This is a genomic window from Microbacterium terregens (assembly GCF_039534975.1).
Classification (GTDB): Bacteria; Actinomycetota; Actinomycetes; order Actinomycetales; family Microbacteriaceae; genus Microbacterium; species Microbacterium terregens.
Genome location: NZ_BAAAWH010000001.1, coordinates 3374846 through 3400237 on the forward strand (window position 1 = coordinate 3374846; position 25392 = coordinate 3400237).

Genomic DNA, 25392 nt, shown 5'->3' on the forward strand with positions numbered 1-25392 from the left:
GCAGCCCCGCTCACCTGTCGCGATCCGCAGGCGTGACCGGCGTGTCGTGACAGGCGAGCATCGCGCTCAGGCGAGCATCACCCCAGGCGCGCATCGCAGATGCGCGCACCCGGGCGGAGGATCGCCGACGGCGTCAGGAGATGGCGGCGATGCGCCAGGATGCCTCGGCCGACGCTTCCGGGTCGAGCACGAGCAGACCGGTGTCGTAGTCGTACGACGCGGCGTTGAAGGCGTCGGGCGCGCAGGTCATCGGCTCGACAGCGAGGCCTGCTCGGTGACCCGGCACGCCAGCTCCCTTGTCCGAGGTGTGGATCTGCACCCAGGGGCACGCAGCATCCCACACCATCTCGACCCCGGAACCGGCTGCGATGCCCTCGCGCCCCGAGGCTCCGGGCGACGCACTGGCGGCGTCCGGAGAGGGCCCGGGGACGGTGAGGCGGACCGCGGCGAATCCCGCCTCGTCGCGCGTCAGCGCGGTGTATGCATGGTCGAGTTCGACCGTGCCGATCCGGCGGGCCTCGCGGAAGTCGAAACGCCCGGGGTCGTCGGAATCGACCGCGCGCAGCTCGACGGGGATGAGGCGATCCGGGGTGACGGCGAGGACGTCCCGGGCGGGCAGCTCGAGGGTCCACTCGTCGACGCTTCCAGGCCCGGCCACCAGGTACGGGTGCGGTCCGGTGCCCCACGGCGCGGCATCCGGGCTCTCGTTCGTCGCCCGCACGGACTGGGTCAGGCCGTCCGGACCGAGGGAGAACGTCGTCGCGACGAGGACGCGCCACGGGTACCCGGTCTGCGGCTCGATCGTCGCGGCGAGAGTGACGTGGCTCGGGCCCTTGTCGATCGGCTGGTAGTCGAGCCACGCTGCCAGGCCGTGCAGCGCGTGGTGGCGCGCCGGCTCGGTCAGCGGCACCTGCCGCTCGGCGCCCGCGAAGCTGTAGCGACCATCGACGATGCGGTTGGGCCACGGCGCGAGGGTCGCACCCCGATATGACGGGCGGACCTGATCGGCGTCATAGGGGACGACGAGGTCGCGTCCGCCGAACGTGAGGGAGCGCAGGGATGCCCCGACGCTGGCGATGACCGCCTCGTAATCCCCCGCCCGCAGGGCGTGCTGGGTACCTGAGAGAACTGTGCGCATAAGAGAGGTGCCCACGGACGGATCAGAAGCCCTGGGCCAGTCGATAATACGCCTGGTTCCAGCGAAGCTCCTTCTGGAAGTCGCGCACGGTCGTGGCCTCATCGATGACGAGCAGCTCGGTCTTGGCGATTTCGGCGAAGTCCCGGAACACCTCGATTCCGACGGCGGTCGTCATGACGGTGTGGTGGGCCGCCCCGGCAGCCAGCCAGCACGCCGCGCTGGTGGCGAAGTCCGGCTCGGGCTTCCACACGGCGCGGCCCACGGGGAGGTTCGGCAGATCGGGGGCCGTGACGTTCTCCACGACGTTCGCGACCAGGCGGAACCGGTCGCGCATGTCGCTCATGGCGACCACGAGCGCAGGACCCGGATCCGCCGTGAAGACCAGACGCACCGGGTCCTCCTTGCCCCCGATGCCGAGAGCATGCACCTCGAGGCGCGGCTTCGCGGTCGTCAGCGACGGCGAGACCTCGAGCATGTGAGCGCCGAGGATCCGCTCATGGCCCGGGACCAGGTCATACGTGTAGTCCTCCATCAGGCTGGCGCCGCCGGGCAGGCCCGTGCCCATGACGTTCGCGACACGAACGAGGATCGCGGTCTTCCAGTCGCCCTCGGCACCGAAGCCGTATCCCTCGGCCATCAGGCGCTGGACGGCGAGGCCGGGCAGCTGCTTCAGCGCACCGAGGTCCTCGAACGACGTGGTGAACGCGCCGAAGCCGCCCCCTTCCAGGAACGATCGCAGACCCAGCTCGATGGCCGCACCGTCACGCAGCGACTGGTGCCGTGCTCCCCCGACGCGCAGCTCCGGAGCGACGTCGTACAGGTCCTCGTACTCGGCGACGAGCGCGTCGACGTCGACGTCCGACGCGGCCTCCACTGCCTCCACCAGTTCATTGACACCCCACGTGTTCACCTGAACTCCGAAGCGCAGTTCGGCCTCGGTCTTGTCGCCCTCGGTGACGGCGACGTAACGCATGTTGTCGCCGAAGCGGGCGAGCTTGAGGGTGCGGACGGCCGCCCATCCGGCGGCCGCGCGCTGCCAGTCCTCGATCTGCCGCCGCACCACGGGATTGCTGACGTGTCCGACGACCGTCTTCCGGGACACACCGAGACGCGTCTGGATGTAGCCGAATTCGCGGTCGCCGTGCGCGGCCTGATTGAGGTTCATGAAGTCGAAGTCGATGTCGGCCCAGGGCAGCTCGACATCGGCCTGCGTGTGCAGATGCAGCAGCGGCTTCCGCAGCGCGTCCAGGCCGCTGATCCACATCTTCGCCGGGCTGAACGTGTGCATCCAGGCGATCATCCCGAGGACGTCATCGCGGGCGTTCGCCTCGAGCGCGAGGCGGCGGATGCCGTCCGGGTCCTTGAGCACCGGCTTCCACACGACGGTCACCGGGAGGCCGCCCAGACCGTCGGCGACCGCTCGCGACTGCGCTGCCACCTGCCGCAGCGTCTCTTCGCCGTAGAGGCTCTGGCTGCCGGTGACGAACCAGACCTCGTAGCCGTCGAGGGTCGTGTTCAGGGGGGTGCGGGTCATCGCATTTCTCCTCGGTCGATCGCTCCCGCAGGAGCGGCTGGTGCTGCGTTCATTCGGGCTCAGAGGTGCTCGACCGCCGCGCGCTCGACGGCCAGACCGGCGCGGTAGCGCTCGATGTAGGACGCGAATCCGGTGACGTCCTCGGGCTGCGGTTCGACGACATGGATGCCGGCGCCGGCGAACACGCGCCCCTCCAGGTATCCGGTCAGATCGCTGCGTGCGGCGTGGCCGAGGTACGAGGCCAGCACGGCCATCCCCCACGCCCCACCCTCCGACGCCGTGTCGCCGACCGCGACCGGCGCGTCGAGCATCCCGGCGAGAAGCCGCTGCGCCACACCCGCGGTTCGGAACATGCCGCCGTGGGCATACATCCGGTCGATGGTGACGCCCTCGCCCGCGAGGACACGCATTCCGAGGCTGAGCGTCGCGAAGACGCCGTAGAGCTGCGAACGCATGAAATTCGGCAGCGAGAGGCGGCTGTCGGGCGTGCGCACGAACAGGGGCCGTCCCTCGTCGAGCCCGGCGATGGGCTCGCCGGCGAGGTGGTTGTACGCCAGCAGGCCGCCCGCATCCGGCTCGCCCTGGAGAGCCTCGCGGAACAGGAGGTCGAACACCTCGTCGGGGCCGATCGGGTTGCCTGCCGCGGCGGCGAACCGGCCGAACAACCCCACCCACGCCGCGAGCTCGCTCGCGCCGTTGTTGCAGTGGACCATGGCCACCGGGTCGCCTGCGGGCGTGGTGACCAGATCCAGCTCATGGTGCACCTCGTCCAGGGGCCGCTCCAGCACAGTCATCGCGAAGATGCTCGTCCCTGCGCTGATATTGCCGGTGCGTGGGGCGACCGCGTTCGTGGCGACCATCCCGGTGCCCGCGTCACCTTCCGGTGGGCACAACAGGATGCCGGGGCGCAGACGGCCGGAACGGTCCAGAAGGGCGGCGCCCGCCGCTGTGAGTTCGCCCGCCGGCTGCCCCGCCACGAGCACCTCGGGGAGCAGGTCGACGAGCCGAACCTCGGGCGCGGCATCCGCCACGAGCGCGTCGAAGCGCCGCAGCAGCCCCGCGTCGTAGTTCCTCGTGGCCGAGTCGATGGGGAACACCCCCGACGCATCGCCCACCCCGAGAACCGAGCGGCCGGTGAGGCGCTCGTGCACGTAACCGGCGAGCGTCGTGATGCGCCGCACCTGGGCGACATGCGGCTCACGATCGAGGACGGCTTGATAAAGGTGCGCGATCGACCATCGCAGCGGAATGTTGGTCCCGAACGCCTCGGACAGCTCGGATGCCGCCCGCCCGGTGTTCGTATTGCGCCAGGTGCGGAAGGGCACGAGCAGTTCGTCGTCGTCGCCGAACGCGAGGTAGCCGTGCATCATCGCGGAGACCCCGATCGCGCCGATCGTCTCGACACGCTCGCCATGTCGCCGCTGGAGATCCTCGAGCATTCCGGTGTAGGCGGCCTGAACCCCCGACCAGACGTCTTCGAGGGAGTACGTCCACACGCGGCCCTCGAAGCGGTTCTCCCACTCGTGGCTGCCGACGGCCAGGACATCGGCCCCGTCATCACTGGAGATCAGGCACGCCTTGATGCGCGTCGATCCGAGTTCGATGCCCAGCGAGGTCCGTCCGGCCCGGATGGCCTCGGCGCTCATCGCGGCTCCTCGAGAGCACGGCGGTCATCGGTCGCCTGGCCGTACACGTTCTGATAGCGCCGGAAGAGCGAATCGATCCTGTCCTGCGGGATGGGGATGAGGGGTCCGGCTTCGCGAGCGATGTGGACGGTTCGCGCGGCGTCCTCGCACATGACCGCCGCCTTCACGGCGTCCTCCGCCGAGACGCCGATCGTGAACGGGCCGTGATTCTGCATCAGCACCGCACGGGAGCGGTGGCCGCGGAGCGTATCGACGATGCCGCGGCCGATCGAGTCGTCGCCGATCATCGCGAATGGGCCGACCGGAATCGGCCCGCCGAACTCGTCGGCCATCCCGGTGATCACGCACGGGATCTCCTCGCCGCGGGCTGCCCACGCCACGGCATAGGTGGAGTGGGTGTGCACGACCCCGCCGATCTGGGGCATGTTCCGGTACACGTACGCGTGCGCGGCGGTGTCGCTCGACGGACCACGCTCGCTGCCGGGTGTACCCGGGACGACCGCGCCGTCGAGGTCGCACAGGATCATGTTCTCGGGTGCCAGATCGTCGTACGCGACGCCCGACGGCTTGATCACGAAGAGAGGGGCGCCGGGCACGCGTCCTGAGACGTTGCCCCCAGTCCATACGACGAGCCCGTAGCGGACCAGTTCGCCATGCAGTCGCGCGACGTCGCTGCGCACACCGGCGATGGTCGTCTCGAGCTCGGGGCTGAAAGTCGTCACGCGGACCCTCCATTGGGACGTGGGAGCGGCGCCACGAGACGCCGGCATACGGCTGCGAAGCATGTTACCGGTAACATCCTTCGCACGCCACTCGGCTCACCGCGTTGGCGGACCTCACACGCGGCGAGCGCTCCGGCGCACGATCAGTTCGGGCGCGGCGATGGCGATGGATGCCGCGGCCTGCGGCTCGGCGAGCACGTGCGCGATGCAACGCGCCGCCTCGCCCGCGACGTCCAGGCGCACCGTGGTCAGCGGGGGGCGGTAGAACGCGGCATCCGGGTTGTCATCGACACCGACGATGCTCACGTCGTCGGGAACGGACAGCCCCGCATCGACGACACCGGCGATGAGCCCCAGCGCCATCTGATCGTTCCCGGCGAAGACGGCGGTGGGACCCTCGCCGGCGCGGATCGCCGCGGCGATCTCGGTCGCCGCCCTCATCCCCGACGCGGCACTCCAGTCCCCCCGCCAGACGCCGGCGGATGCGAGCCCGTGCGCGTTCATCGCGGCATCGAAGCCCTCGGCTCGCGCCTGAGCTTCCAGCCATTCCTCCGGACCGGCGAGGTGAGCGATCCGCGCGTGCCCGGCCTCGACGAGGTGATCGACGGCGATTCTCGCGGCGTCCCGCTGCAGTTCCGACGCATCAGGGCCGTGGAGCGCCACGACGGGCACGCCGACCCCCGCCGACCCGATCGCGGCAAGAGTGCGCGCATGCGGGGCCACGACGACGATGCCGTCCACACCCTGCGCGGACAGGTGCCGGGCGGCGTGGACGACGGATGCCGGATCCCCGGCGTCCGCGTACGCCGCAGTGATCCAGCGTCCGGCGGCGCGGGCCGCAGCCTCGAGGGCGAGGATGCCGATCGCCGGTCCATACATGTTCGCGTCAGACGCGAGGATGCCGATGGTGCGGGTGCGCTTCGTGCCGAGCGCGCGCGCGGCATTGTTGACGCGGTAGTCCAGCGCGGCCATGGCATCGACCACGCGCTGACGGGTCTCCTCGCGGATGCCGGGGTGATCGTTGATCACGCGGGAGACGGTCTGCGTCGAGACCCCGGCGGCACGGGCCACGTCGCGTACGCCCACGCGCTCCGATGACCGGGAGGACGCGGATTCACTCATGGGCCCAGGCTAGCCGCGCGAGACCCGACCTCCGACCCGACGGGCGCGCACCCAGCGCACGGATGTGATCGCTCACTCGGGCACGCGCGGCGACCGTGGTCGGATGGCTCCATCCAGGTCAGGGAGAGCCCCTGCGTTACCGAAATGTTACCGCTAACATCTTGCGCACCCAGCGAATGTGAAGGCTAACATTCAGTCACGCCGCCGCCCGCGACGCGGCGGCACCAACCGGCAGCGGTGCCGGACCCGAACGAGGAGGTTTGTGGTTATGAGAAAGAACATTCTCGCCGGCGGTGCCCTGCTGGCAGCGTTGGCGCTCGTGGCGACGGGCTGTGCCAGCTCAGGTGGCGGCAGCAGTGAGGGCGGCGACGGCGGTGGCGGTGACGAACTGATCACGGTCGGCTTCGCGCAGACGGGTTCGGAATCGGGCTGGCGCAGTGCCAACACCGAGTCGATGAAGACGGCGTTCTCCACCGAGAACGGCTTCGAGCTCACCTTCAACGCCGCCGACAACGACACCGCGGCCCAGATCGCCGCTGTCCGCGACTTCATCAACCAGGGCGTCGACGCGATCGTGATCGCCCCGATCGTCGAAGACGGCTGGGACGACGTCCTGCAGGAGGCCGCGGATGCCGAGATCCCGGTCATCCTCGAAGACCGCACGGTCTCATCTTCGGACGACCTGTTCGCCAGCTGGGTTGGCCTTGACTTCAAGAAGGAGGGCGTCATGGCGGGCGAGTGGGCCGCCGAGACGTTCGGCGACACCCCGACCAAGATGGTCGTCCTGGAGGGAACCACCGGCTCCGCGCCGGCCAACGATCGAGCGGAAGGATTCGACGAGGCGATCGACGGAACCGCCATCGAGAAGATCGACTCGCAGACCGGGGACTTCACCCGCGACGGCGGCAAGACGGTCATGGAGGGCTTCCTCCAGAAGTACGGCGCCGACGGGATCGACCTGGTGTACGCGCACAACGACGACATGGCCCTCGGCGCGATCGAGGCGATCGAGGCCGCCGGCGCCGTGCCGGGCGTGGACATCCAGATCGTCTCGATCGACGCGGTCAAGGACGGGATGCAGGCACTCGTCGACGGCAAGATCAACTTCATCGTCGAATGCAACCCGCTTCTGGGCGAACTGGCGGCAGGACTCGTGAAGGACGTCCTGGCCGGCGATGAGGTCGAGAAGAAGGTCTACGTGAGCGACCAGACCTTCACGCAGGAGCAGGCAGCCGAGGTCCTCGACGACCGCCTGTACTGACGCGACGCGAATCACCTGTATCGACCGACCGATCCTGTACCAAGGTAGGTCAAGAGCACGCCGCCGGGGGACCCCTCAGGTCCCCCGGCCGGCGTGCGGACGAGAAGCTCGGAAAGGCAGCTGAGTCACCATGCCCGCGGACACCGCCGTCCCCCCGGTCGTCGAGATGACCGGGATCACGATCCGATTCCCCGGCGTGCTCGCGCTGGACGCCGTCGACTTCTCTCTTCGCCCCGGCGAGGTCCACGCACTGATGGGCGAGAACGGCGCCGGCAAATCGACCCTCATCAAAGCGCTGACGGGCGTCTACTCGGTGGATGCGGGGACGATCGTCGTCAACGGCCGGCCGCGCAGCTTCAGCAGCACGGCGGATGCGCAGAGCGCCGGAATCTCGACCGTGTACCAGGAAGTCAATCTGTGCGCGAACCTCTCGGTCGGCGAGAACGTCATGCTCGGACACGAGCCGCGCCGCGGTGGCGGAATCGACTGGAAAGCCACACATCGCGAAGCCGCGGCGCACCTGGAGAACCTCGGGCTGGCCCTGGACACGCAGTCGATGCTCTCCAGCCACTCGATCGCCGTCCAGCAGCTCGTCGCCATCGGCCGTGCCATGGTTCTCGACGCGAAGGCTCTCATCCTGGACGAGCCGACGTCGAGCCTCGATCGCGGTGAGGTCGAGCAGCTCTTCAGCGTCATCCGCGACCTGCGCGGACGAGGAGTCGCGATCTTGTTCGTGAGCCACTTCCTCGACCAGGTGTACGAGATATCCGATCGGATCACCGTCCTGCGCAACGGACAGCTGGTCGGTGAGTACGCGATCGACGAGCTTCCGCGCGGCGCGTTGGTGACGAAGATGATCGGCCGCGAGCTCGACGAACTCGCCGCGCTCGCCTCGGTGGCCGATCGGGCGATCGACCGCACCGGCACCCCCGTCCTGCAGGCGACCGGCGTCGGTCGCCGCGGCGTGCTGGAACCCGCTGACATCGCGGTCTATGACGGCGAAGTCGTCGGCATCGCAGGCCTGCTCGGCTCAGGTCGTACCGAACTGGTCCGCCTGCTCTACGGTGCCGATCGGGCAGACTCCGGTCAGCTCGAGGTGAGGGGCAGAACCACCAGGCACACCACTCCGCGGCATGCGATCGAGAACCGGATCGCGTTCTCGTCGGAGGACCGGCGCGCCGAAGGCATCATCGCCGACCTCACCGTCGCCGAGAACATCGTCCTCGGAATCCAGGCACGACGCGGCGCGATGCGCAGGGTCAGCCGTGCCGAAGCGGATGCCGTCGTCGCGGAGTACATGGCCGCCCTCGGGGTCCGGCCTGCCGCGCCGGGCATGCTGGCCGGCAACCTCTCGGGCGGCAACCAGCAGAAGGTGCTGCTGGCCCGCTGGCTGGCGACGGCGCCGACACTGATCGTCCTGGACGAGCCGACGCGAGGCATCGACGTCGGAGCCAAGGCCGACATCCAGCGCAAGGTCGCCGAACTCAGCGCCCAGGGACTCTCGGTCGTCTTCATCTCCTCGGAGCTGGAGGAGGTGCTGCGTCTGGCGCAGCGCGTCGTCGTCATGCGCGACCGACGCAAGATCGGCGAGCTCGATTCCAGTGGTGTGTCGATCGATGACCTCATCGAGTACATCGCCAACAAGAGAGAAGAGAGCGTCGCATGAAGACGATCGTGAAGCATCGGCTGTTCTGGCCGGTCGTCGCGCTGGTCGCACTCATCGCCATCAACACCATCGCCAGGCCCCAGTTCATCCTCGTCACGGTGCGAAACGGTGAGCTGTACGGGGCGCTGATCGACATCCTCCGCAACAGCGCACCGCTGATGCTCGTGGCCCTGGGCATGACCATCGTGATCGCCACGCGCGGCATCGACCTCTCCGTCGGCGCGATCATGGCCGTCTCGGGCGCCGTTGCCCTGACGATCATCGACGCCGCCCCCGAGGCGGGGAGCCTCGGCACCGTACTCCTCGCGCTGGTCGTCGCGCTCGTCGTGGCACTGGTACTCGGCGTATGGAACGGATTCCTGGTCGCCGTCGTCGGCATCCAACCGATCATCGCCACTCTCGTGCTCATGCTGGCCGGTCGCGGAGTCGCGCTGCTGATCACCGAGGGCTTCATCACCACCGTGAACAGCGCGCCGTACGAATTCATCGCGACCGGCTACCTGATCGGCCTGCCCTTCGCGTTCTTGATCTCGCTCGCGGCGATCGCCGCCATCGCCCTCATCGAACGACGTACCGCGCTGGGTGTGCTCACCGAGGCCGTGGGCATCAACCCCGAAGCCAGCCGACTGGCGGGCGTGCGCGCCCGCGGCATCGTTTTCAGCGCCTATGCCGCGAGCGGCCTGCTGGCCGGTATCGCGGGGATCATCTACAGCTCGAACATCCGGGCGGCGGATGCCAACGCCGCGGGCCTGTTCATCGAGCTGTATGCCATCCTCGCCGTCGTACTGGGTGGCACCTCGCTGATGGGCGGCAAATTCACCATCGCCGGAACCGTCATCGGCGTGCTCACGATCCAGACGCTGGAGGCGACCATCCTCTTTCTCGGCGTGCCCTCGGCACAGAGCCCGGTCTTCTTCGCACTCGTCGTCATCATCGTGGTGCTCGTCCAATCCCCACGGCTGCACAGCTGGGGCCGCAGCGCGATCAACGCCGCCCGGAGCAGAAGCGGGTCCGATTCCCGCGACCGAGCGGGGGTGGCGTCATGACGAAGAGTCTCGATCTCGCACCGCGTCGCACCGGCTCGCGATCCCGCTACGCGACCTTCATGAGCAGGCGCGCCTCGCTCATGCCGACCTTCGCCGCCCTCGCGATCCTGATCGTGCTCCTGATCAGCGCGCAAGCCCGGTTCCCGAAATTCCTCAGCCCGGGAAACCTCTCGGCACTGCTGCTGGACAATGCGTACCTCGTCGTTCTGGCGGTGGGGCTGACCTTCGTCATCCTGACCGGCGGCATCGACCTCTCCGTCGGCTCGGTCATGGCCTTCACCGGCATCCTGGGCGCCAGTCTGCTCTCCCAGGGCCTGCCCGCCGCGGTGGTTGTGCCGATCATGCTGGTCTCGGGCGCATTGATCGGGCTGCTGATCGGGATCCTGGTGCACTACTTCAACGTGCAGCCGTTCATCGCCTCTCTGGCCGGGCTGTTCCTGGCGCGCGGACTCGCGTTCGTGGTCAGTCTCTCTTCGATCCGCGTCGAGGACCCGATGGTTCTCTGGCTGCAGCGGACCAGGTTCCAGGTCGCGGGCTGGTACATCACCCCGACGGGCATCATCGCGCTCGTGGCGGTCGCGATCGCCGCGTACGTACTGCTGTGGACCCGCTTCGGGCGGACGGTCTACGCGATCGGCGGCGGCGAGCAGTCGGCGCGGCTCATGGGGCTGAACGTCGCAAGCACGAAGATCCTGGTCTATGTCATCAGCGGCGTGTGTGGCGGGCTGGCCGGGCTGCTCCTGACCGCGTACTCGGGCGCCGGGTATCCGCGCAACGGAATCGGCACCGAGCTGGACGCCATCGCCGCGGTCGTCATCGGAGGAACGCTTCTTACCGGTGGTACGGGCTATGTCCTCGGATCGCTGATCGGCGTGCTGGTCTACGGAACGATCAAGAAGGTGATCTCGTTCATGGGCGCCGAGCAGGCGTGGACGCAGATCATCATCGGAGCGCTGCTCCTGCTGTTCATCGTCGTCCAGCGCGTGATCGTCACCAGGTCGCAGAGACGCAGATAGACCGCGGTGGCGCGGAGAGAGGTGACGCCACGCCCGGACAGCGCGGTCGCGGACTCCTCGGCCGGGATAATGGCCTGATGGAGGAGTCTCACCCGTTGCTGCAGCTGGCTGGCGCGACGGTGCGGTTCGGTGCGGAGACGGCGATCGACGATGTCGACTTCCGCATGTTCGCCGGCGAAGTGCACTCCCTGATGGGCGAGAACGGCGCAGGAAAGTCCACCCTCATCAAGGCGATCACGGGCGCGCTCCCCATGGACGCGGGCGTTCTCACCCTGGGGGGAAGCGCCGTGCGGTTCCGGACGCCGCACGATGCGCAACAGGCCGGCATCAGCACGGTCTACCAGGAGATCGATCTGCTTGCGAACCTCACGGTGGCGGAGAACATCAGCCTCGGGCGGGAGCCGCGCCGATTCGGAGCGCTCGACTGGGCGGCGATGCGCGCGCGTGCGCGCGACGTGCTGACGGATCTGGGGTTGGCGATCGACCCGGCGTCGATTCTGGGGACCCACTCCCTTGCCGTGCAGCAGCTGGTCGCGATCGCGCGGGCGATCTCGACGGACGTGCGGGTACTCGTGCTCGACGAGCCGACGTCCAGCCTGGACGCCGACGAAGTCGCCGAGCTCTTCCGGGTCATGCGCGACCTGACACAGCGAGGTGTCGGGATCCTGTTCGTCTCGCACTTCCTGGAGCAGGTCTACGAGATCTGCGACCGCATCACGGTTCTGCGCGGTGGCCGACTCGTCGGCGAGTACGTTCCGTCCGAACTCCTGCGGATCGACCTGGTGCAGAAGATGCTCGGACGCGGAGTCGCCGAGCTCGGAGTGCGCGGTCGCGTCGAGGCCGCCCCGGATGCCGAAGCGGTTCTGCGTGGCGACGGCATCACCCGGGCTCCGGGAATCATCGACGCCGACGTCGAATTGGCCGAGGGCGAGGTCCTGGGCCTCGCCGGTCTTCTCGGATCGGGTCGCACAGAGCTCGCCCGCGCGCTGTCCGGAATCGACCGGGTGGATGCCGGGGTCATCACGGTCCGCGGACGAACGGCGGATCTCACCAGCCCGCGCAAGGCGATCGCCCTCGGCCTCGTCTACTCTTCCGAGAACCGCAGGGTCGAGGGGATCATCAGCGAACTCAGCGTCCAGGAGAACATCACCCTGGCACTGCAGGCCGAGCGCGGCATCCTGCGTCGCCTGCGTCCGCAGCAGCGCCGCGAGCTGGCCGCGAGCTGGATCGAGGCTCTCGACATCCGACCCGCGGACCCCGATCGCCCCGCGGGCACGCTGTCGGGCGGCAATCAGCAGAAGGTGCTGCTGGCTCGGCTGCTGGCCCTGTCCCCGCGGGTCATCGTCCTGGACGAACCCACCCGTGGCATCGACGTCGGCGCGAAAGTCGAGATCCAGAACCTGGTCGGCGAGCTGGCCGACAACGGCCTGTCGGTCGTATTCATCTCCGCCGAGCTCGAAGAGGTGCTTCGGGTCGCCAACAGAGTCGCCGTCCTCCGCGCCGGGCGCATCGTCGGCACGCTCCCCGCAGAGGGCCTCACGGTCGACTCGCTGATGGCGCTGGTCGCGCAACCCGACGAAGACAGCGAGATCGCGAGTTCGAGCGTGCCCGCCGCCGAGCCCCCGTCACCGGTCACACCGACGAGCGGAGGACCGGCGTGACGGTGGACAGACCGGCGGACCGACCGGCGCGCGTGGCGAACATCTTCGACGTGGCCCGGCTCGCGGGCGTCTCCCACCAGACCGTCTCGCGGGTTCTGAACGATCTGCCGAACGTCCGTCCGGCCACACGGGAGCGTGTCGAGCACGCGATCGCGCAGCTGCGCTACAGCCCCTCCCCCGCCGCCCGTGCGCTGGTCACCCGCCGCACGCGAACGATCGGCCTGGTGGCACCGGGTGTGTCCGACTACGGCCCGACATCGATCGCGATGCACTTCAACTTCGCCGCACGGGCTGAGCGTTACAACGTCGAGACGGTCAGCGCTCTCGACCCCGCTCCCGCCGGGGTCCGCGGAGTCATCGAGGGGCTGCTCCGGCAGCGCGTGGATGCGATCGTGCTCATCGTCGTCGATGTCGGAGTGCTCGAGGTGGTGCGCGGCCTGGATCTCAGCATCCCCGTCGTCGCCGCGGCCGCGACAGCGCGCCGCAGCCCGCTCCTGGTCTCGATCGACCAATACCGGGGCGCCCGCGCCGCTGTGCGCCATCTCGCCGAACTGGGCCATCGGCGAATCCTGCACGTGGCCGGCGCCGGGCGCGCACCCGACGCGCTGGAGCGCATGCGCGGGTGGCGTGACGAACTCGCGGCGCGTCAGCTGGAGATGGTCGAGCCGGTCCATGGCGACTGGTCCGCAGCGAGTGGTCACCGGATCGGCGCCGCGCTGGCGATCGAACCGGGCATGGCCGTGTTCGCCGGCAACGACCACATGGCGATCGGGCTGCTGTCGGCGTTGCGCGAAAGAGGGCTGAGCGTGCCCGAGGACGTCAGCGTCGTGGGCTTCGACGACGTGCCCGAGGCGGCATTCCTTTACCCCCCGCTCACGACGGTGCGACAGGATTTCGCGGCGCTCGGCGAATTGATCATGCAGAAGGTCCTGCTTGCGGTGGAAGAGCCCGACAGCGTGACGGAAGACACACCGCTGCCGACCCATCTGATCGTTCGCACGTCGACACAGGCACCCGCTCGCTGACAGGCAGCGGGCGGGGAAGCACGGTCGTATGGGACGCGGGCTCGTGCTTACAGCGCGGAGATCCGCTCCTTGAGGAGCGCAGCCTTGTCGGCGGGGAACTGGCTCGCCGCCATCGCCAGCACCGTGTTGGCCGGCATGCCCTTCACCATGGCGAGCATGGGATGGTCCGGCAGCTCCGGAACCACGTCGACGATGATCGCGCGCGCCTCCGGGTCCTCCAGGAGCTGGCCGAGGGTGGTCACGTCGAGGTCGTACTTGCCGGCCATGAGCTCTCCTTCGTGCGGTCTGACGTTCCAGGGTGTCATGCCGCTGATGCGGACCGCGACGGAGTCGTCAGCGGTTCGTCTTCACCGTACCGAGTCAGGAACGTGCGGCCGCCGGCTTGCGGTTCTCGGCGCTGACCATCCAGGCGAACTGCTCGAGACTCTCGATCACCGCGTGCAGGATGTCGGCGGTGGTGGGGTCCTCCTCGTCGACGTCGTCGTGCACGTCGCGCATCGTCGCCACGGTCCCCTCGAGTCGAGCCGTGATCAGATCGACCGTCTCGGAAGTGTCGATCTCGCCCTGCGGGTACTCCGGCAGGGTCGTGGTCGCCGCGACGATGTCGCTGCGTCCGTCAGGCACCAGGTGCAGTGCCCGCATCCGCTCGGCAACGGTGTCGCTGAACTCCCGCGCGGCCTCGATGATCTCGTCCAGGATCCGGTGGGTGTCGCGGAAGTTGCGGCCCACGACGTTCCAGTGCGCCTGCTTGCCCTGCATCTGAAGCTCCAGCAGGTCGACGAGGACTGCCTGCATGTTCTCGCCGAGCTCCTTCGATGCGACGAAGCCCTTCTCGGCATTCTGCCGCCGGGTGGTCTTCGCCCCCGCGCCGCCAGGGGCGGATCGCTTGCTCTTCGTGGATGCGCCTGCGGACTTCTCAGTAGTGGCCATGTTCGTGTGAACCTCCTGCGTGCGAAGCTACCGGCCCGCCCCACCAGCGAGAGGGGCCTTGACAATCGATGGCCGCGCCTGGTTCGCGCGCAGCACGCCCGACCCTCCGCCCACACCGTCCCCGCTCACGGCCGTCTCCGACCCGTCCGTGCGAGGATTCTCCAATGTCCATCACCACGCCCGCCCTTCTGGTCCCCACGACCGGCTCCGCGTTCGAGCGCGGCACCGTCCAGCGGAGGGATGTGGGCCCGCACGATGTGCTGATCGACATCGCCTTCACCGGAATCTGCCATTCCGACATCCACCAGGCGCGTGAGGAGTGGGGCAGCGCGATCTTCCCGATGGTTCCGGGCCACGAAATCGCAGGCATCGTGCGTGAGGTGGGCGATGCGGTCACCAGGCATGCCGTGGGCGATCGCGTCGGCATCGGATGCTTCGTCGATTCGTGCCGCGAATGCGAGAACTGCCTCGCGGGCGAAGAGCAGTTCTGCCTGCGCGGAAACGTCGCCACCTACAATGGTCGCTACTACCCGGGCCCCCGGCCGCTCGACGGCACACCGACGTACGGCGGGTACAGCACGCAGATCGTCGCCGATGAGAACTACGTGCTGCACATCCCGGATGCGATCCCGCTGGACACCGCGGCACCTCTGCTGTGCGCCGGCATCACGACGTACTCGCCGCTGCGACACTGGGGCGCGGGTCCCGGCACGCGTGTCGCCGTGATCGGCTTGGGTGGGCTCGGGCACATGGCCGTCCAGATCGCCCATGCGATGGGCGCGCACGTCACGGTTCTCTCACGCTCGCTGGCCAAGCAGGACGAAGGCAGGGCGCTCGGCGCCGACGAGTACTACGCCACCGAGGACCCCGAGGCGCTGACATCATTGCGCGGTCGCTTCGACCTGATCATCAACACGGTGTCCGCGGAGATCCCGGTCGACCGCTTCTTGGCGACTCTGCGCCTGAACGGGGCACTGGTGTTCGTCGGGCTGCCCGAGACCCCGCAGCAGTTCCGGGTGTTCTCGCTCACCGGTGCTCGTCGATCGATCGCGGGCTCGAACATCGGGGGCATCCGAGAGACGCAGGAGATGCTCGATTTCTGCGCCGAGCACGGCATCGCGTCGGTGATCGAGACGATCTCCGCCGATGAGGTCACGGCTGCCTACGAGCGCGTCGTCCGGGGTGAGGTCCGCTACCGCTTCGTCATCGACACGGCCACCATCGCCGCGTCGTAGCGACACCGACGCGCTATGCGTCTGTCCCACCTCGACGGGAGGCGGCGTAGACCGTATTGGACGAGACGCCGCCGGTCAGGGCGTTGTCGAACTCCACGACGTGCGCCTCGGGACGGTCGAACACGGCGCCGAGAACGGCGAGGAATTCCGCGTCCGGCGGGTCGTCGGACCACAGCGCGAAGACGCCGCCGACAGTGAGGTGCCGGCTCAGTGCGTCCAGCCCGTCGACGGTGTAGAGATCGGCGTGCGTGGGGTCGAGCTGGTGCCGCGGTGAGTGGTCGACGTCGAGCAGGATCACGTCGTAGCGGCGATCCTCGACAGGTTCCTGTCTGATCACGGCGAAGAAGTCGTTGCTCACGAGCGTCGTGCGCGGATCGCGGACCAGTTCGCTCGAGACGGGGAGCAGCTCCCGCTGGTGCCAGCCGATGACGGCGGGCAGTGCGTCGATCACCGTAAGCGACCGCACGCGCGGATCGCGCAGGGCGACGACCGCCGTATAGCCGAGCCCGAGCCCGCCGACGAGGACCGCGAGCTCGCTCCCGACGGCGGCGGCCAGTCCCAGCCGGGCGAGCTCCTCCTCTGCCACGGTGAACAGGCTCGACATCAGATATTCGTCGCCCAGCTTGACCTCGTAGATGAGCTGACCGGTCATCGGCTCGGTACGGCGGCGCAGCGTGAGCTCGCCCATCCGGGTCGGCTGCCAGTCGAGTTCTTCGAACCGCGCGATCATGCGACCGCCTCTCCGTCCCTCCGAGCCTACCCAGTGCGCCGGCCCGCGGACTTGCCTACCGTGGGTAGTCCGGCACGGACGACGAAGGGAGCCGATGTGAGCGAGACGGGTCCATACGCGGCGCACGCGCGCCCGGTCGAGTCGACCTCGGCGCAGCGGACGCACCGGTATCTTCGGCTCGGCATCGGCGGCACACTGGTCGTGATCCTGGTGGCGATCCTGCTCACCGTGCCGACGGTGGGCTGGCTGCCCTCGCTGAGCGACTATTTCTACACTCCGGCGCGCAACGTCTTCGTCGGAGCGCTGGTCGCGGCATCCCTCGCTCTTCTCGCCCTGTCGGGTCGTGACCCGGAACGCGCGGTGCTCGATGCGGCGGCGCTGTTCGCACCGCTCATCGCGGTGGTTCCCTCGGTGATCCGGCCCGGGACCGTGCCCGGCGTGGAGGTCGAGTGCGCCCAGTGCGTCCCCGCGGGGTTCGAAAGCGATGTCGTGAACGGCGTGGCCACCTACCTGATCGTCCTCGCCGGGGTTCTGCTGCTCGGGATCGTGCTCTCGATCCGCGGTGCGGTGCGCGGTGCGCAGCTGTCGCTGCTGCTGGGCGGGGTCGTTTTCGCGGTCGTGATGATCGTCGGGCTCACCCTGCCCGAGGTGCTGCTCGGCTGGGCGCATTTCGTGGCGACGGTCCTGTTCCTCGGATCGATTGCAGCGGATGCCGTCATCAACGCGTTCTGGCGCACCACCAGTGCCACGCCGCCGCGATGGCTGCGCATCGTCTACGTCGCCATCGCCGGGGTCATGATCGTGGATCTGCTGGCCTTGGTGGTGATCACGATCTCGACGCGGGATGCCGTCGACGCGGTCTTCCCGTGGATCCTCATCGGCGAGATCGTCGCGCTGGGGGCATTCGTCGCGTTCTGGTGGCTGCAGACCTGGCAGCGCTGGGACGAGACCGATCCCGCATCTCTGATCGCGGTCTCCCCTCGCCTCCCCCCACTCTGAGTCGTTCGACTCAGCGCTGATTTTGCGCACACGTCGACATAGTGCAAGAATGCACTCTGTGATTGATAGTGCAAGTTCACCGCGCCGGCAGCGAACGGCTCAGACGTCGCTCGGCCTGCGGACGGAGGCGCGACGTATGACCGTCGAGCGTGGGCTGTCCGGATTCACGATCGAAGAGCTCTGCTCGGAGGTCGGGGTGTCGCGGCGAACATTCTTCAACTACTACGCCTCGAAGGAGAACGCCGTCCTCGGCATCCCGGTTCGATCCGACACGTCGGACCTGGAGGAGGCGTTCGTCGCCGGCTCGGGAGCGCTGCTGGACGATCTTCTGGAACTGCACGTCGCGCGCTGGGAGCACCTGGACCTGACTGCGGCGGAAGCCGAGGAGCTGACACGGGTCTTCGAGCGCGAGCCGCGGCTGCTCGCCCACTTCGTCGGCCTCGCCGCCGAAGGCGAGCGCGACGACATCGCGCTGGTGCGCCGCCGGCCCGATGCGCCTGCCGACGACCTCCGCACGGCGACGGCGGTGAGCGTCTTCGGCGCGCTGCTGCGCCCCGCCATCCTCGACTACTTCGCGGACGACTCCCGCGACTTCCGCACCGTCCTCACCCTGCGCCTCGACGCGGCGCGCCGCGTCTTCTCCCCCTGAACTTCCCGATCGGACCCGCATGTCACTCACCGCTCCTGCGCCGCTTCTGCTGACGAAGCGGCGCATCTGGATCATCTTCAGCGCCCTGATCGCAGGAATGCTGCTGTCCAGCCTCGACCAGACGATCGTCTCGACGGCCATGCCGACGATCGTGGGTCAGCTCGGCGGGGTCGAGCACCAGGTCTGGATCACGACGGCATACCTGCTGGCCACGACGATCGTGATGCCCATCTACGGGAAGTTCGGGGACGTGCTCGGCCGTCGCCACCTCTTTCTCATCGCGATCGCGCTGTTCACGCTCGCCTCGATCGGCTGCGCATTCGCCGGCGACTTCTGGATGTTCGTGGTCTTCCGCGCGATGCAGGGCTTGGGCGCCGGCGGCCTGATGATCCTGTCGCAGGCGATCATCGCCGACATCGTGCCCGCCTCCGAGCGCGGGAAATACCTCGGCCCCCTCGGGGCCGTCTTCGGCCTGTCGGCGATCGCCGGACCGCTGCTCGGCGGGTTCTTCGTCGACCACCTCACCTGGCAGTGGGCGTTCTACATCAACATCCCGGTCGGGATCGCGGCGTTCGTCATCGCCCTGTTCGCCCTCACCCTGCCCAGCAAGAAGGCCACCAAGCCGATCGATGTCCTGGGCGTCGTGTTCCTGTCCGCCGCGACGACCTGTCTCATCTTCTTCACCGACTTCGGCGGCGACCGCGACTTCGGGTGGGGATCGCTCGCGACGTGGGGCTGGGGCGTCGGCATGCTCGCCGCCGTCGCGGCGTTCATCTTCACCGAGGCCAGGGCCAAGGATCCGATCATCCCGCTCGCCCTGTTCCGGAACCCGGTGTTCGTCAACGCGACCGCCATCGGCCTCACGCTCGGCCTCGGGATGTTCGCGGCCATCGGCTTCGTGCCGACGTTCCTGCAGATGTCCTCGGGGACGTCGGCCGCGGCATCCGGCCTGCTCATGATCCCCATGATGGTGGGACTGATCGGGACCTCGATCACCTCGGGCATCCTGATCACGCGCACCGGCCGGTACAAGATCTTCCCGATTCTGGGCACGCTCATCACGGGCATTGCCATGGTCGCGCTCACGACGCTGACGGCATCCACCCCGATCTGGCTGATCTGCGTGTTCCTGTTCGTCTTCGGAGCAGGGCTCGGGCTGATCATGCAGGTCGTGGTGCTGGTGGTGCAGAACGCCGTGCCGGCCGCAGAGGTGGGAACCGCGACGAGCACGAACAACTACTTCCGCGAGGTGGGTGCCGCCCTGGGCACCGCGGTGTTCGGCACGATCTTCACGACGCGGCTGACCCAGAACCTCGAAGAGGTCTTCATCGGTGCGGGGGCATCGACAGCGGATGCCGCGAACTCGACCGCCACGCTGGACCCGCAGACCCTCGGGCAGTTGCCGGACGCGATCCGCGAAGGCATCGTGAATGCCTACGCGGACGCGCTGGCGCCGGTCTTCTGGTATCTGCTGCCGTTCATCGGTCTGGCGTTCCTCCTGTCGCTGTTCCTCAAGCAGATCCCGCTCTCGGACGTGGCGGGCCTGGTCGCTCGCGGCGAGGCCATCAGCGGCGAAGAAGCCGAACTGCTCGAGGCCGAGCAGCGTGGCACGGTCGCGGTCACGACGTCGGGATGAGCTGGCGCAGCTGGCCGGTCTGAGCGAGGATCGCGAACCGGTCCGGCACCCCCCAATGCTCGACGATCCTGCCGTCCACGACGCGCGCGATGTCGATCACGGTCAGGTGCACGGGCGCACCCGTCGCCGGTCCGAGGAAGGGTCCCGTGTGCGTGGCGGTCGCCTCGGCGCGGATCCAGACCGTGTCGCCGTCCTGCGTCCAGTCGCCCACAGTGAAGTGAATGTCGGGCATCGCCCGGTGCACCTCGGTGATCCCGCGTTTCACCTTGTCGATCGCCTCCTGCCCCTGCCCCGTCATCCCGAACTGGTGTTCGACGATGTCCGGCGCGCACAGCTCGTCCACGATGTCGGTGTTGCCGGTCGCGAATCCCTCGGTGAGCATCCTCTCCAGCACGCGCACCGCTGGTGGCATCGATCGTTGGTCATCCATGACTGCCTCGTCCCTGCAGTATTGATGTAATGAGTGCAGTGGTACTGCATCCACTGCAGTGGATAGTCTCTTGCCTATGGTGGCTCCGGTCAAGACCCCTCGGTCGTCCTATCGGCAGGAACAGGCCGAGGCGACGAAACTGCGCATCGCGGATGCCGCTCAGTCGCTGTTCGCCGCCCAGGGGTACGGCGCCACGAGCATGGACGCCATCGCGCGCGCGGCCGGCGTGGCCAACCGCACCGTGTACGCCGCAGTCGGCGCGAAGCGCCATATTCTGACGCTGATCTGCGAGCGCTGGCTCGAGCGGGCGCGCGCCATTCCCCTCGCGGATGCGGTTCTCGAGGAGCCGGACCCGGTCGCACGCCTGCGTGGGGCGGCGAGCTGGATCACCGCCCTGTACGCGACGGACTTCGACGTCGCGCTGATCCTGGATTCCGCGTTGGACGAGGACCCCGAGACACGCGAACTGCTGCGCGCGAAGCTGCGTGGACGCAATCGAATCATGAACAGATTCATCGCATCGGTGGAGCCGGAGCTGTCGCTTTCGCCGGCAGATGCGAAGGCCATCTACCGGGCCCTGGCCGCCACGGGTGTCTACGGCGGACTGGTGGTCGAATCGGGATGGTCTCCGGATCGCTTCGAACGCTGGCTCGCCGACACGCTGGTCAGCCAGCTGCTCGCGTGAGCCCGACCGCGCTGGTGTGCGGACGGTCGTTCTGTCGATACGATCGATGGAGACGAAGAGGATAGAGGGCGCGATGTTGTTCCTGGTGTACGTGGTGCTGTTTCTCGGCGGGTTCTACCTGTTCGGCGCGGCTTTCAACGCCGAGGCGTGGCAGGGACTGATCTTCTCCGCCGGTATTTTCGCGGTCTCGCTGGCGCTCGGGCTCGTCGTGCACTCCCAGCGCAAGTCCTGACCCGACCTTCCACTCGAGTTCGGGGAACGGATATGGCTGCACGAGCGGCACGGGGCGGATCCAGACTGCCGCGGCGTGGATGCGCGCTGGTGACCGTCGTCGTGGTGGACGAGAACGGGTTCTCGCATCAGTACGAACGGATCGAGGCGCCGATCGGCGCAGTGCGCGAGACCCTGGCCATGCTGCACCTGCAGTCCACGGCGCTTTCCGCACCCGTCACGCAGCAGGACACCGCCTGAAGGCGGCGCTGCCGGACGGCGCGGGGCAGGCTATGGGCCCGGCCCTGATTGCACAAGCCCCGCCGCCGCGCGGGCACAGTGGCCCATCATGGGGTCATGATGACTCTGCATTACACCGGCAGGTCCGTGCTGATGCCGACCGACATCTGTGAGGCGGTGCTGCGCTACGCGAAGGCACTGGCGGGCAGCCAGACGTCTGACGTCGTGTCCGTTCCCGTCCTCGCCGAGGGTGGCGAGCTCGTGGACGCCGAATTCCTGCTGGGGCCGGCAAGCCAGTTGTACGCGATGCCTGCCGCTGACAGCGCGAACGATCGGGGCAATGCGGCGTCGGTCGCAGAACTGGACCGACGCACCCGGCTCCTGCACCCTCCGGTCGTCGTCACCTCCCACATCGACCCCCGTACGCAGATCGACCTCGACAGCTAGCCCGTCGCGGGGTCTGCCCGCCGCTCGACCCGAGCTCCGTACAGCGCGGCGCCATGACCCGCCACTGCTTTGTCAACCCCCGTCCCGGAGCGCCTTCCCCGGCGCACAGTGGAAGAGGGGCTGGCGCGTGTCGACGATCAACGAGACGCGCGGCAGACGGAACGGAGGTCGGGGAGATGAACGAGCGACGGCACGATCAGACGAACGGCTCGGGCGTGCCGCGGCGATTCGTGCTCTTGCGCCAGGACGGGCAGAACTGGGTGATCCACGATCGCGAGTCGCACCGCGCGACCACCCGGGTGGCCGCGCGCATCACCGTGACCGAGGATGACGAGGTGCACGTCACCTGGCTGGCGGTGACGCCGCTCCCCGTGGTCTACGCGACGCCCGAAGACGTCCTGGCCAGCCTGGAGATGTGGCAAGCCAGACCGCACGGCGGAACCAAACCCATCCCGATCCCCCACTTTCCGCCACCCACGCAACACGGCCGTCAGGTCGGCCCATAGAGGCATTCGGCACTCATCGCAAGGCCTTGGTCGGCCCTGCCCTGAGGCTTCACACTTGCGGGATGGTCTTCGTCGGCTATCACGCCTCGCATGAACAGGTCCCACCGAGCAGCCTGCTCAAGGCCGTGATCCGCGCGGAGCACGCGGGTTTCGATGGGGCGATGTGCTCGGATCATCTCGCGCCGTGGGGCGTCGCGCAGGGTGAGTCCGGTTACGCCTGGAGCTGGCTCGGAGCCGCCCTGGCCTCGACATCCTTCTCGCTCGGTGTCGTCACCGCGCCGGGTCAGCGCTACCACCCCGTGATCAGCGCCCAGGCTCTCGCGACCCTCGAGGAGATGTTCCCCGGAAGATTCTGGGCCGCGCTGGGCAGCGGCGAAGCCGTCAACGAGCACGTCACCGGCCACGATTGGCCGACGAAGGAACGCCGCAACGCCCGGCTCGAGGCATCCGTAGAGGTGATCCGCGACCTGCTGTCCGGGCGGGAGGTCTCGCGCGCCGACGAGATCACGGTCCACCGGGCGCGCGTATGGAGCCTGCCCGACACACCGCCACCGCTTCTCGGCGCGGCGGTGACCCCGGAGACGGCCGGGTGGCTCGCCGGTTGGGCGGACGGACTGGCCACCGTCGCCCAGCCCCCGGACAAGCTGGTCGCCGTGCTCGAGGCCTTTGCCGACGCGGGGGGAACCGGTCCGCGCGTTCTTCAGGTGCACGTCTCACTGGAAGACACCGAGGAAGAGGCATTGCGCGTCACCCGGGAGCAGTGGCGCCACTCCGCGATCACGGAATCACTGTGGGACATCGAGCAGCCCGAGCAGTTCGATGCGCTGGCGGGCGAGCCGACCGACGCGCAGCTGCGGAGCGGCGCGCTCGTCTCTTCCGACGCCGACGAACTGGCAGAGCGGATCGCCGCGCTGGTCGGGTTGGGATTCGACCGCGTCTACGTCCACGGCATCGGCCGAGACCAGGGCGCGTTCCTGGATCGCGCCGAGCGAGATCTGCTTCCGGCACTGCGGGAGGCGCTGTGAGAATCACCGACACCAGCGACCTGTGGTGGAAGTCCGCTGTCATCTACTGCCTCGACGTCGAGACGTACATGGATGCCGACGGCGACGGAACCGGCGACTTCGCGGGACTCGCGCAACGCATCGACTATCTCGCCGACCTCGGAATCACCTGCCTCTGGCTGATGCCGTTCTACCCCTCGCCCGACCGCGACGACGGCTACGACATCAGCGACTTCTACGGGATCGATCCCCGTCTGGGCAACCACGGCGACTTCGTCGAGGTCATCCGAACGGCGCACGACCGTGGCATGCGCGTGATCGTCGACCTCGTGGTCAACCACACCTCCGACAAGCATCCGTGGTTCGTCTCGGCCCGCCGGAGCAGAACATCCCCCTACCGCGACTTCTACGTTTGGCGCGACGAGCCGCCGAAGAAGCAGCAGCCGACCGTCTTCCCCGGCGAGGAGTCCAGCGTCTGGGAGCTGGACGAGCGCAGTGGCCAGTACTTCCAGCATGTGTTCTACAAGCACCAGCCCGACCTCAACGTGGCCAACCCGCGAGTCCGCGACGAGATCGCCAAGACGATCGGGTTCTGGCTGGCCCTCGGCGTCAGCGGCTTCCGCATCGACGCGGTCCCGTTCCTGATCGAGCCCCCCGAAGGCGTCGACCTGGGCGACCCGCACGAACTGCTGCGCGACCTAAAGCGGTTCCTTCAACGTCGGGCCGGCCATGCGGCGCTGCTCGGCGAGGTGAACCTCCCGTTCGGCGAGCAGCTGCAGTTCTTCGGTGGCGAGCGGGGTGGCGAACTGGATCTGCAGTTCGACTTCATCTCCATGCAGGCGCTGTACCTCTCGCTCGCACGCAGTGATCCTGCGCCCCTGATCGCCGCACTCACCGCCCGCCCAGCGATCCCGTCTGATGCGGGCTGGGCGAACTTCGTGCGCAACCACGACGAGCTGACACTGGACAAGCTCAGTGATGCCGAGCGTGAGGAGGTCTTCGAAGCCTTCGCTCCCGACGAGGCCCAGCGTGTCTACGGCCGCGGGATCACGCGCCGGCTGCCCCCGATGCTGGGGGGTGATCCACGCAGGATCCGCATGGTCTACAGCGTGCTCTTCTCGCTGCCCGGAACTCCTGTGCTGTTCTACGGCGAAGAGATCGGGATGGGCGAGAACCCCGAGATCGCCGGTCGCGGGTCGGTCCGGACGCCGATGCAGTGGACGGACGGCAAGAACGGCGGATTCTCCAGCGCCGCGCGGGGGCGTCTCGTCGCACCCATTCCCGGCGACGGTTACGCACCACAACACGTGAACGTCCAGCAGCAGCGCAACGACGACGGATCGCTCCTGCAGTTCATCCGCCACCTCGTCAGCCGTTACCGGGTGTCCCCCGAGATCGGCTGGGGCGAACTGGAAATCCTCGCGCACGACGGCGACGGCATCCTCGCCCACGCAGTGAACTCCGACGTCGGTCGGATGATCGCATTGCACAACTTCACCGAGGTGCCGGTGCGCGTGCGTGTCCAGATCGGGACGGTGGAAGAGGGCACCGCGCTGCTCGATCTCGGCGGCCCGGAGCGGATCGACGTCGAGCCACAGGGGCAGGTCGAAGTGGAACTGGCCCCGTTCGGCTACCGCTGGCTGCGGGTCTCACCCCCCGGCGACAGCCGCATCGGCTGAGGTCACCACACCTCGATCGCACCCTTCTGCCGCATCTCCGCCAGCAGCGCGTCCTCGAAGTCATCCGCGTCGTCACGGAGATCGTCGTTCCGGACACCGTCCATGTCGTCGTCGAGATCGTCATCGATCCCGCCCCGAACTTTTTCGCTGTTCATCTCTCACCCCCTGATGAGCG

27 protein-coding genes are annotated in these 25392 nt (G+C 68.2%); 17 read left to right on the plus strand and 10 right to left on the minus strand.

What is annotated here, in order from left to right; genetic code table 11:
- Nucleotides 1-133: 133 nt before the first annotated feature.
- From ABD655_RS15745 to ABD655_RS15765, 5 genes are all read right to left on the minus strand, one after another.
- A complete protein-coding gene (locus ABD655_RS15745) occupies nt 134-1138 on the minus strand; it encodes an aldose 1-epimerase family protein (protein ID WP_344715893.1) in 1005 nt (334 codons plus the stop codon).
- 22 nt (nt 1139-1160) lie between these two features.
- Nucleotides 1161-2672: an L-arabinose isomerase gene (araA, locus tag ABD655_RS15750; RefSeq protein WP_344715391.1), complete on the minus strand. Its 1512-nt coding sequence runs from the start codon at nt 2670-2672 to the stop codon at nt 1161-1163.
- A gap of 59 nt (nt 2673-2731) precedes the next feature.
- Nucleotides 2732-4318, minus strand: a complete 1587-nt coding sequence (locus tag ABD655_RS15755; RefSeq protein ID WP_344715393.1) for a xylulokinase — start codon at nt 4316-4318, stop codon at nt 2732-2734.
- Nucleotides 4315-5040, minus strand: coding sequence for an L-ribulose-5-phosphate 4-epimerase (locus ABD655_RS15760; RefSeq protein ID WP_344715394.1), 726 nt, complete (start codon nt 5038-5040; stop codon nt 4315-4317). Before ABD655_RS15760 ends, ABD655_RS15755 begins: the two co-directional genes overlap by 4 nt.
- Nucleotides 5041-5154: 114 nt before the next feature.
- Complete coding sequence (locus ABD655_RS15765; protein ID WP_344715395.1) at nt 5155-6162, minus strand: LacI family DNA-binding transcriptional regulator; 1008 nt, start codon at nt 6160-6162, stop codon at nt 5155-5157.
- A gap of 268 nt (nt 6163-6430) precedes the next feature.
- Here ABD655_RS15765 and ABD655_RS15770 point away from each other — a divergent pair, with 268 nt between their 5' ends.
- The 6 genes from ABD655_RS15770 to ABD655_RS15795 all read left to right on the plus strand — a co-directional run bounded on the left by ABD655_RS15770 (nt 6431) and on the right by ABD655_RS15795 (nt 13837).
- A complete protein-coding gene (locus ABD655_RS15770) occupies nt 6431-7423 on the plus strand; it encodes an ABC transporter substrate-binding protein (protein WP_344715396.1) in 993 nt (330 codons plus the stop codon).
- Between the two features lie 130 nt (nt 7424-7553).
- On the plus strand, nt 7554-9089 hold the full coding sequence (locus tag ABD655_RS15775) for a sugar ABC transporter ATP-binding protein (RefSeq protein WP_344715397.1): 1536 nt from the start codon (nt 7554-7556) through the stop codon (nt 9087-9089).
- The gene (locus ABD655_RS15780; RefSeq protein ID WP_344715399.1) at nt 9086-10135 is read left to right on the plus strand and encodes an ABC transporter permease; all 1050 of its coding nucleotides are present in this window, start codon (nt 9086-9088) and stop codon (nt 10133-10135) included. Before ABD655_RS15775 ends, ABD655_RS15780 begins: the two co-directional genes overlap by 4 nt.
- Nucleotides 10132-11151: an ABC transporter permease subunit gene (locus tag ABD655_RS15785; RefSeq protein ID WP_344715401.1), complete on the plus strand. Its 1020-nt coding sequence runs from the start codon at nt 10132-10134 to the stop codon at nt 11149-11151. Before ABD655_RS15780 ends, ABD655_RS15785 begins: the two co-directional genes overlap by 4 nt.
- A 77-nt stretch (nt 11152-11228) precedes the next feature.
- Nucleotides 11229-12812: a sugar ABC transporter ATP-binding protein gene (locus tag ABD655_RS15790; RefSeq protein WP_344715403.1), complete on the plus strand. Its 1584-nt coding sequence runs from the start codon at nt 11229-11231 to the stop codon at nt 12810-12812.
- A complete protein-coding gene (locus tag ABD655_RS15795) occupies nt 12809-13837 on the plus strand; it encodes a LacI family DNA-binding transcriptional regulator (protein WP_344715405.1) in 1029 nt (342 codons plus the stop codon). The genes ABD655_RS15790 and ABD655_RS15795 overlap by 4 nt, the downstream gene beginning before the upstream one ends.
- A 47-nt stretch (nt 13838-13884) precedes the next feature.
- Here the strand turns inward: ABD655_RS15795 and ABD655_RS15800 are convergent, their stop codons facing one another.
- Entirely contained in the window at nt 13885-14103 is a 219-nt protein-coding gene (locus ABD655_RS15800; RefSeq protein WP_344715407.1) for a hypothetical protein, read from the minus strand.
- Between the two features lie 94 nt (nt 14104-14197).
- Nucleotides 14198-14767: a Dps family protein gene (locus tag ABD655_RS15805; RefSeq protein ID WP_344715409.1), complete on the minus strand. Its 570-nt coding sequence runs from the start codon at nt 14765-14767 to the stop codon at nt 14198-14200.
- Between the two features lie 164 nt (nt 14768-14931).
- Here ABD655_RS15805 and ABD655_RS15810 point away from each other — a divergent pair, with 164 nt between their 5' ends.
- Nucleotides 14932-16002 carry an NAD(P)-dependent alcohol dehydrogenase gene (locus tag ABD655_RS15810; RefSeq protein ID WP_344715412.1) on the plus strand — a complete coding sequence of 357 codons (1071 nt, stop codon included), beginning with the start codon at nt 14932-14934 and terminating at the stop codon, nt 16000-16002.
- A gap of 13 nt (nt 16003-16015) precedes the next feature.
- On the opposite strand, the gene ABD655_RS15815 is transcribed toward ABD655_RS15810, so the two are convergent.
- On the minus strand, nt 16016-16732 hold the full coding sequence (locus ABD655_RS15815; RefSeq protein ID WP_344715413.1) for a spermine/spermidine synthase domain-containing protein: 717 nt from the start codon (nt 16730-16732) through the stop codon (nt 16016-16018).
- A 96-nt stretch (nt 16733-16828) separates the two neighbouring features.
- Between ABD655_RS15815 and ABD655_RS15820 the strand changes: the two genes are divergently transcribed.
- From ABD655_RS15820 to ABD655_RS15830, 3 genes are all read left to right on the plus strand, one after another.
- Nucleotides 16829-17731: a hypothetical protein gene (locus ABD655_RS15820; protein ID WP_344715414.1), complete on the plus strand. Its 903-nt coding sequence runs from the start codon at nt 16829-16831 to the stop codon at nt 17729-17731.
- A gap of 136 nt (nt 17732-17867) precedes the next feature.
- The gene (locus ABD655_RS15825; protein ID WP_344715415.1) at nt 17868-18380 is read left to right on the plus strand and encodes a TetR/AcrR family transcriptional regulator; all 513 of its coding nucleotides are present in this window, start codon (nt 17868-17870) and stop codon (nt 18378-18380) included.
- A 19-nt stretch (nt 18381-18399) separates the two neighbouring features.
- Complete coding sequence (locus ABD655_RS15830; protein WP_344715417.1) at nt 18400-20016, plus strand: MDR family MFS transporter; 1617 nt, start codon at nt 18400-18402, stop codon at nt 20014-20016.
- On the opposite strand, the gene ABD655_RS15835 is transcribed toward ABD655_RS15830, so the two are convergent.
- Entirely contained in the window at nt 20000-20446 is a 447-nt protein-coding gene (locus tag ABD655_RS15835) for an ester cyclase (RefSeq protein ID WP_344715419.1), read from the minus strand. The two genes, ABD655_RS15830 and ABD655_RS15835, sit on opposite strands and share 17 nt — an antisense overlap.
- A gap of 76 nt (nt 20447-20522) precedes the next feature.
- On the opposite strand from ABD655_RS15835, the gene ABD655_RS15840 reads away from it, so the two are divergent.
- The 7 genes from ABD655_RS15840 (at nt 20523) to ABD655_RS15870 (ending at nt 25217) form a co-directional block, all read left to right on the plus strand.
- Nucleotides 20523-21131, plus strand: coding sequence for a TetR/AcrR family transcriptional regulator (locus ABD655_RS15840; RefSeq protein WP_344715421.1), 609 nt, complete (start codon nt 20523-20525; stop codon nt 21129-21131).
- Nucleotides 21132-21204: 73 nt separating this feature from the next.
- Nucleotides 21205-21363: a hypothetical protein gene (locus ABD655_RS15845; RefSeq protein WP_344715423.1), complete on the plus strand. Its 159-nt coding sequence runs from the start codon at nt 21205-21207 to the stop codon at nt 21361-21363.
- Nucleotides 21364-21452: 89 nt separating this feature from the next.
- Nucleotides 21453-21602: a hypothetical protein gene (locus tag ABD655_RS15850; RefSeq protein WP_344715424.1), complete on the plus strand. Its 150-nt coding sequence runs from the start codon at nt 21453-21455 to the stop codon at nt 21600-21602.
- A gap of 96 nt (nt 21603-21698) precedes the next feature.
- Nucleotides 21699-22028 (plus strand): hypothetical protein, encoded by a 330-nt coding sequence (locus ABD655_RS15855; RefSeq protein WP_344715426.1) that lies wholly within the window; start codon nt 21699-21701, stop codon nt 22026-22028.
- A 176-nt stretch (nt 22029-22204) separates the two neighbouring features.
- Nucleotides 22205-22534 (plus strand): hypothetical protein, encoded by a 330-nt coding sequence (locus tag ABD655_RS15860; RefSeq protein ID WP_344715428.1) that lies wholly within the window; start codon nt 22205-22207, stop codon nt 22532-22534.
- 62 nt (nt 22535-22596) lie between these two features.
- Nucleotides 22597-23559 (plus strand): TIGR03885 family FMN-dependent LLM class oxidoreductase, encoded by a 963-nt coding sequence (locus ABD655_RS15865; protein ID WP_344715430.1) that lies wholly within the window; start codon nt 22597-22599, stop codon nt 23557-23559.
- Nucleotides 23556-25217 carry an alpha-amylase family protein gene (locus tag ABD655_RS15870; protein WP_344715432.1) on the plus strand — a complete coding sequence of 554 codons (1662 nt, stop codon included), beginning with the start codon at nt 23556-23558 and terminating at the stop codon, nt 25215-25217. Before ABD655_RS15865 ends, ABD655_RS15870 begins: the two co-directional genes overlap by 4 nt.
- A 2-nt stretch (nt 25218-25219) precedes the next feature.
- On the opposite strand, the gene ABD655_RS15875 is transcribed toward ABD655_RS15870, so the two are convergent.
- A complete protein-coding gene (locus ABD655_RS15875; protein ID WP_344715434.1) occupies nt 25220-25372 on the minus strand; it encodes a hypothetical protein in 153 nt (50 codons plus the stop codon).
- Between the last annotated feature and the right edge of the window lie 20 nt (nt 25373-25392).

What these genes read in the sequence shown, in the direction of transcription:
- ABD655_RS15780 (WP_344715399.1), top strand. Translation starts at nt 9,086, where the DNA reads ATGAAGACGATCGTGAAGCATCGGCTGTTCTGGCCGGTCGTCGCGCTG.
- ABD655_RS15815 (WP_344715413.1), bottom strand. Translation starts at nt 16,732, where the DNA reads ATGATCGCGCGGTTCGAAGAACTCGACTGGCAGCCGACCCGGATGGGC.
- ABD655_RS15840 (WP_344715421.1), top strand. Translation starts at nt 20,523, where the DNA reads ATGGTGGCTCCGGTCAAGACCCCTCGGTCGTCCTATCGGCAGGAACAG.
- ABD655_RS15825 (WP_344715415.1), top strand. Translation starts at nt 17,868, where the DNA reads ATGACCGTCGAGCGTGGGCTGTCCGGATTCACGATCGAAGAGCTCTGC.
- ABD655_RS15860 (WP_344715428.1), top strand. Translation starts at nt 22,205, where the DNA reads ATGAACGAGCGACGGCACGATCAGACGAACGGCTCGGGCGTGCCGCGG.
- araA (WP_344715391.1), bottom strand. Translation starts at nt 2,672, where the DNA reads ATGACCCGCACCCCCCTGAACACGACCCTCGACGGCTACGAGGTCTGG.
- ABD655_RS15845 (WP_344715423.1), top strand. Translation starts at nt 21,205, where the DNA reads ATGTTGTTCCTGGTGTACGTGGTGCTGTTTCTCGGCGGGTTCTACCTG.
- ABD655_RS15790 (WP_344715403.1), top strand. Translation starts at nt 11,229, where the DNA reads ATGGAGGAGTCTCACCCGTTGCTGCAGCTGGCTGGCGCGACGGTGCGG.
- ABD655_RS15855 (WP_344715426.1), top strand. Translation starts at nt 21,699, where the DNA reads ATGATGACTCTGCATTACACCGGCAGGTCCGTGCTGATGCCGACCGAC.
- ABD655_RS15805 (WP_344715409.1), bottom strand. Translation starts at nt 14,767, where the DNA reads ATGGCCACTACTGAGAAGTCCGCAGGCGCATCCACGAAGAGCAAGCGA.
- ABD655_RS15765 (WP_344715395.1), bottom strand. Translation starts at nt 6,162, where the DNA reads ATGAGTGAATCCGCGTCCTCCCGGTCATCGGAGCGCGTGGGCGTACGC.
- ABD655_RS15800 (WP_344715407.1), bottom strand. Translation starts at nt 14,103, where the DNA reads ATGGCCGGCAAGTACGACCTCGACGTGACCACCCTCGGCCAGCTCCTG.
- ABD655_RS15755 (WP_344715393.1), bottom strand. Translation starts at nt 4,318, where the DNA reads ATGAGCGCCGAGGCCATCCGGGCCGGACGGACCTCGCTGGGCATCGAA.
- ABD655_RS15875 (WP_344715434.1), bottom strand. Translation starts at nt 25,372, where the DNA reads ATGAACAGCGAAAAAGTTCGGGGCGGGATCGATGACGATCTCGACGAC.
- ABD655_RS15810 (WP_344715412.1), top strand. Translation starts at nt 14,932, where the DNA reads ATGTCCATCACCACGCCCGCCCTTCTGGTCCCCACGACCGGCTCCGCG.
- ABD655_RS15745 (WP_344715893.1), bottom strand. Translation starts at nt 1,138, where the DNA reads ATGCGCACAGTTCTCTCAGGTACCCAGCACGCCCTGCGGGCGGGGGAT.
- ABD655_RS15785 (WP_344715401.1), top strand. Translation starts at nt 10,132, where the DNA reads ATGACGAAGAGTCTCGATCTCGCACCGCGTCGCACCGGCTCGCGATCC.
- ABD655_RS15865 (WP_344715430.1), top strand. Translation starts at nt 22,597, where the DNA reads ATGGTCTTCGTCGGCTATCACGCCTCGCATGAACAGGTCCCACCGAGC.
- ABD655_RS15835 (WP_344715419.1), bottom strand. Translation starts at nt 20,446, where the DNA reads ATGGATGACCAACGATCGATGCCACCAGCGGTGCGCGTGCTGGAGAGG.
- ABD655_RS15775 (WP_344715397.1), top strand. Translation starts at nt 7,554, where the DNA reads ATGCCCGCGGACACCGCCGTCCCCCCGGTCGTCGAGATGACCGGGATC.
- ABD655_RS15770 (WP_344715396.1), top strand. Translation starts at nt 6,431, where the DNA reads ATGAGAAAGAACATTCTCGCCGGCGGTGCCCTGCTGGCAGCGTTGGCG.
- ABD655_RS15830 (WP_344715417.1), top strand. Translation starts at nt 18,400, where the DNA reads ATGTCACTCACCGCTCCTGCGCCGCTTCTGCTGACGAAGCGGCGCATC.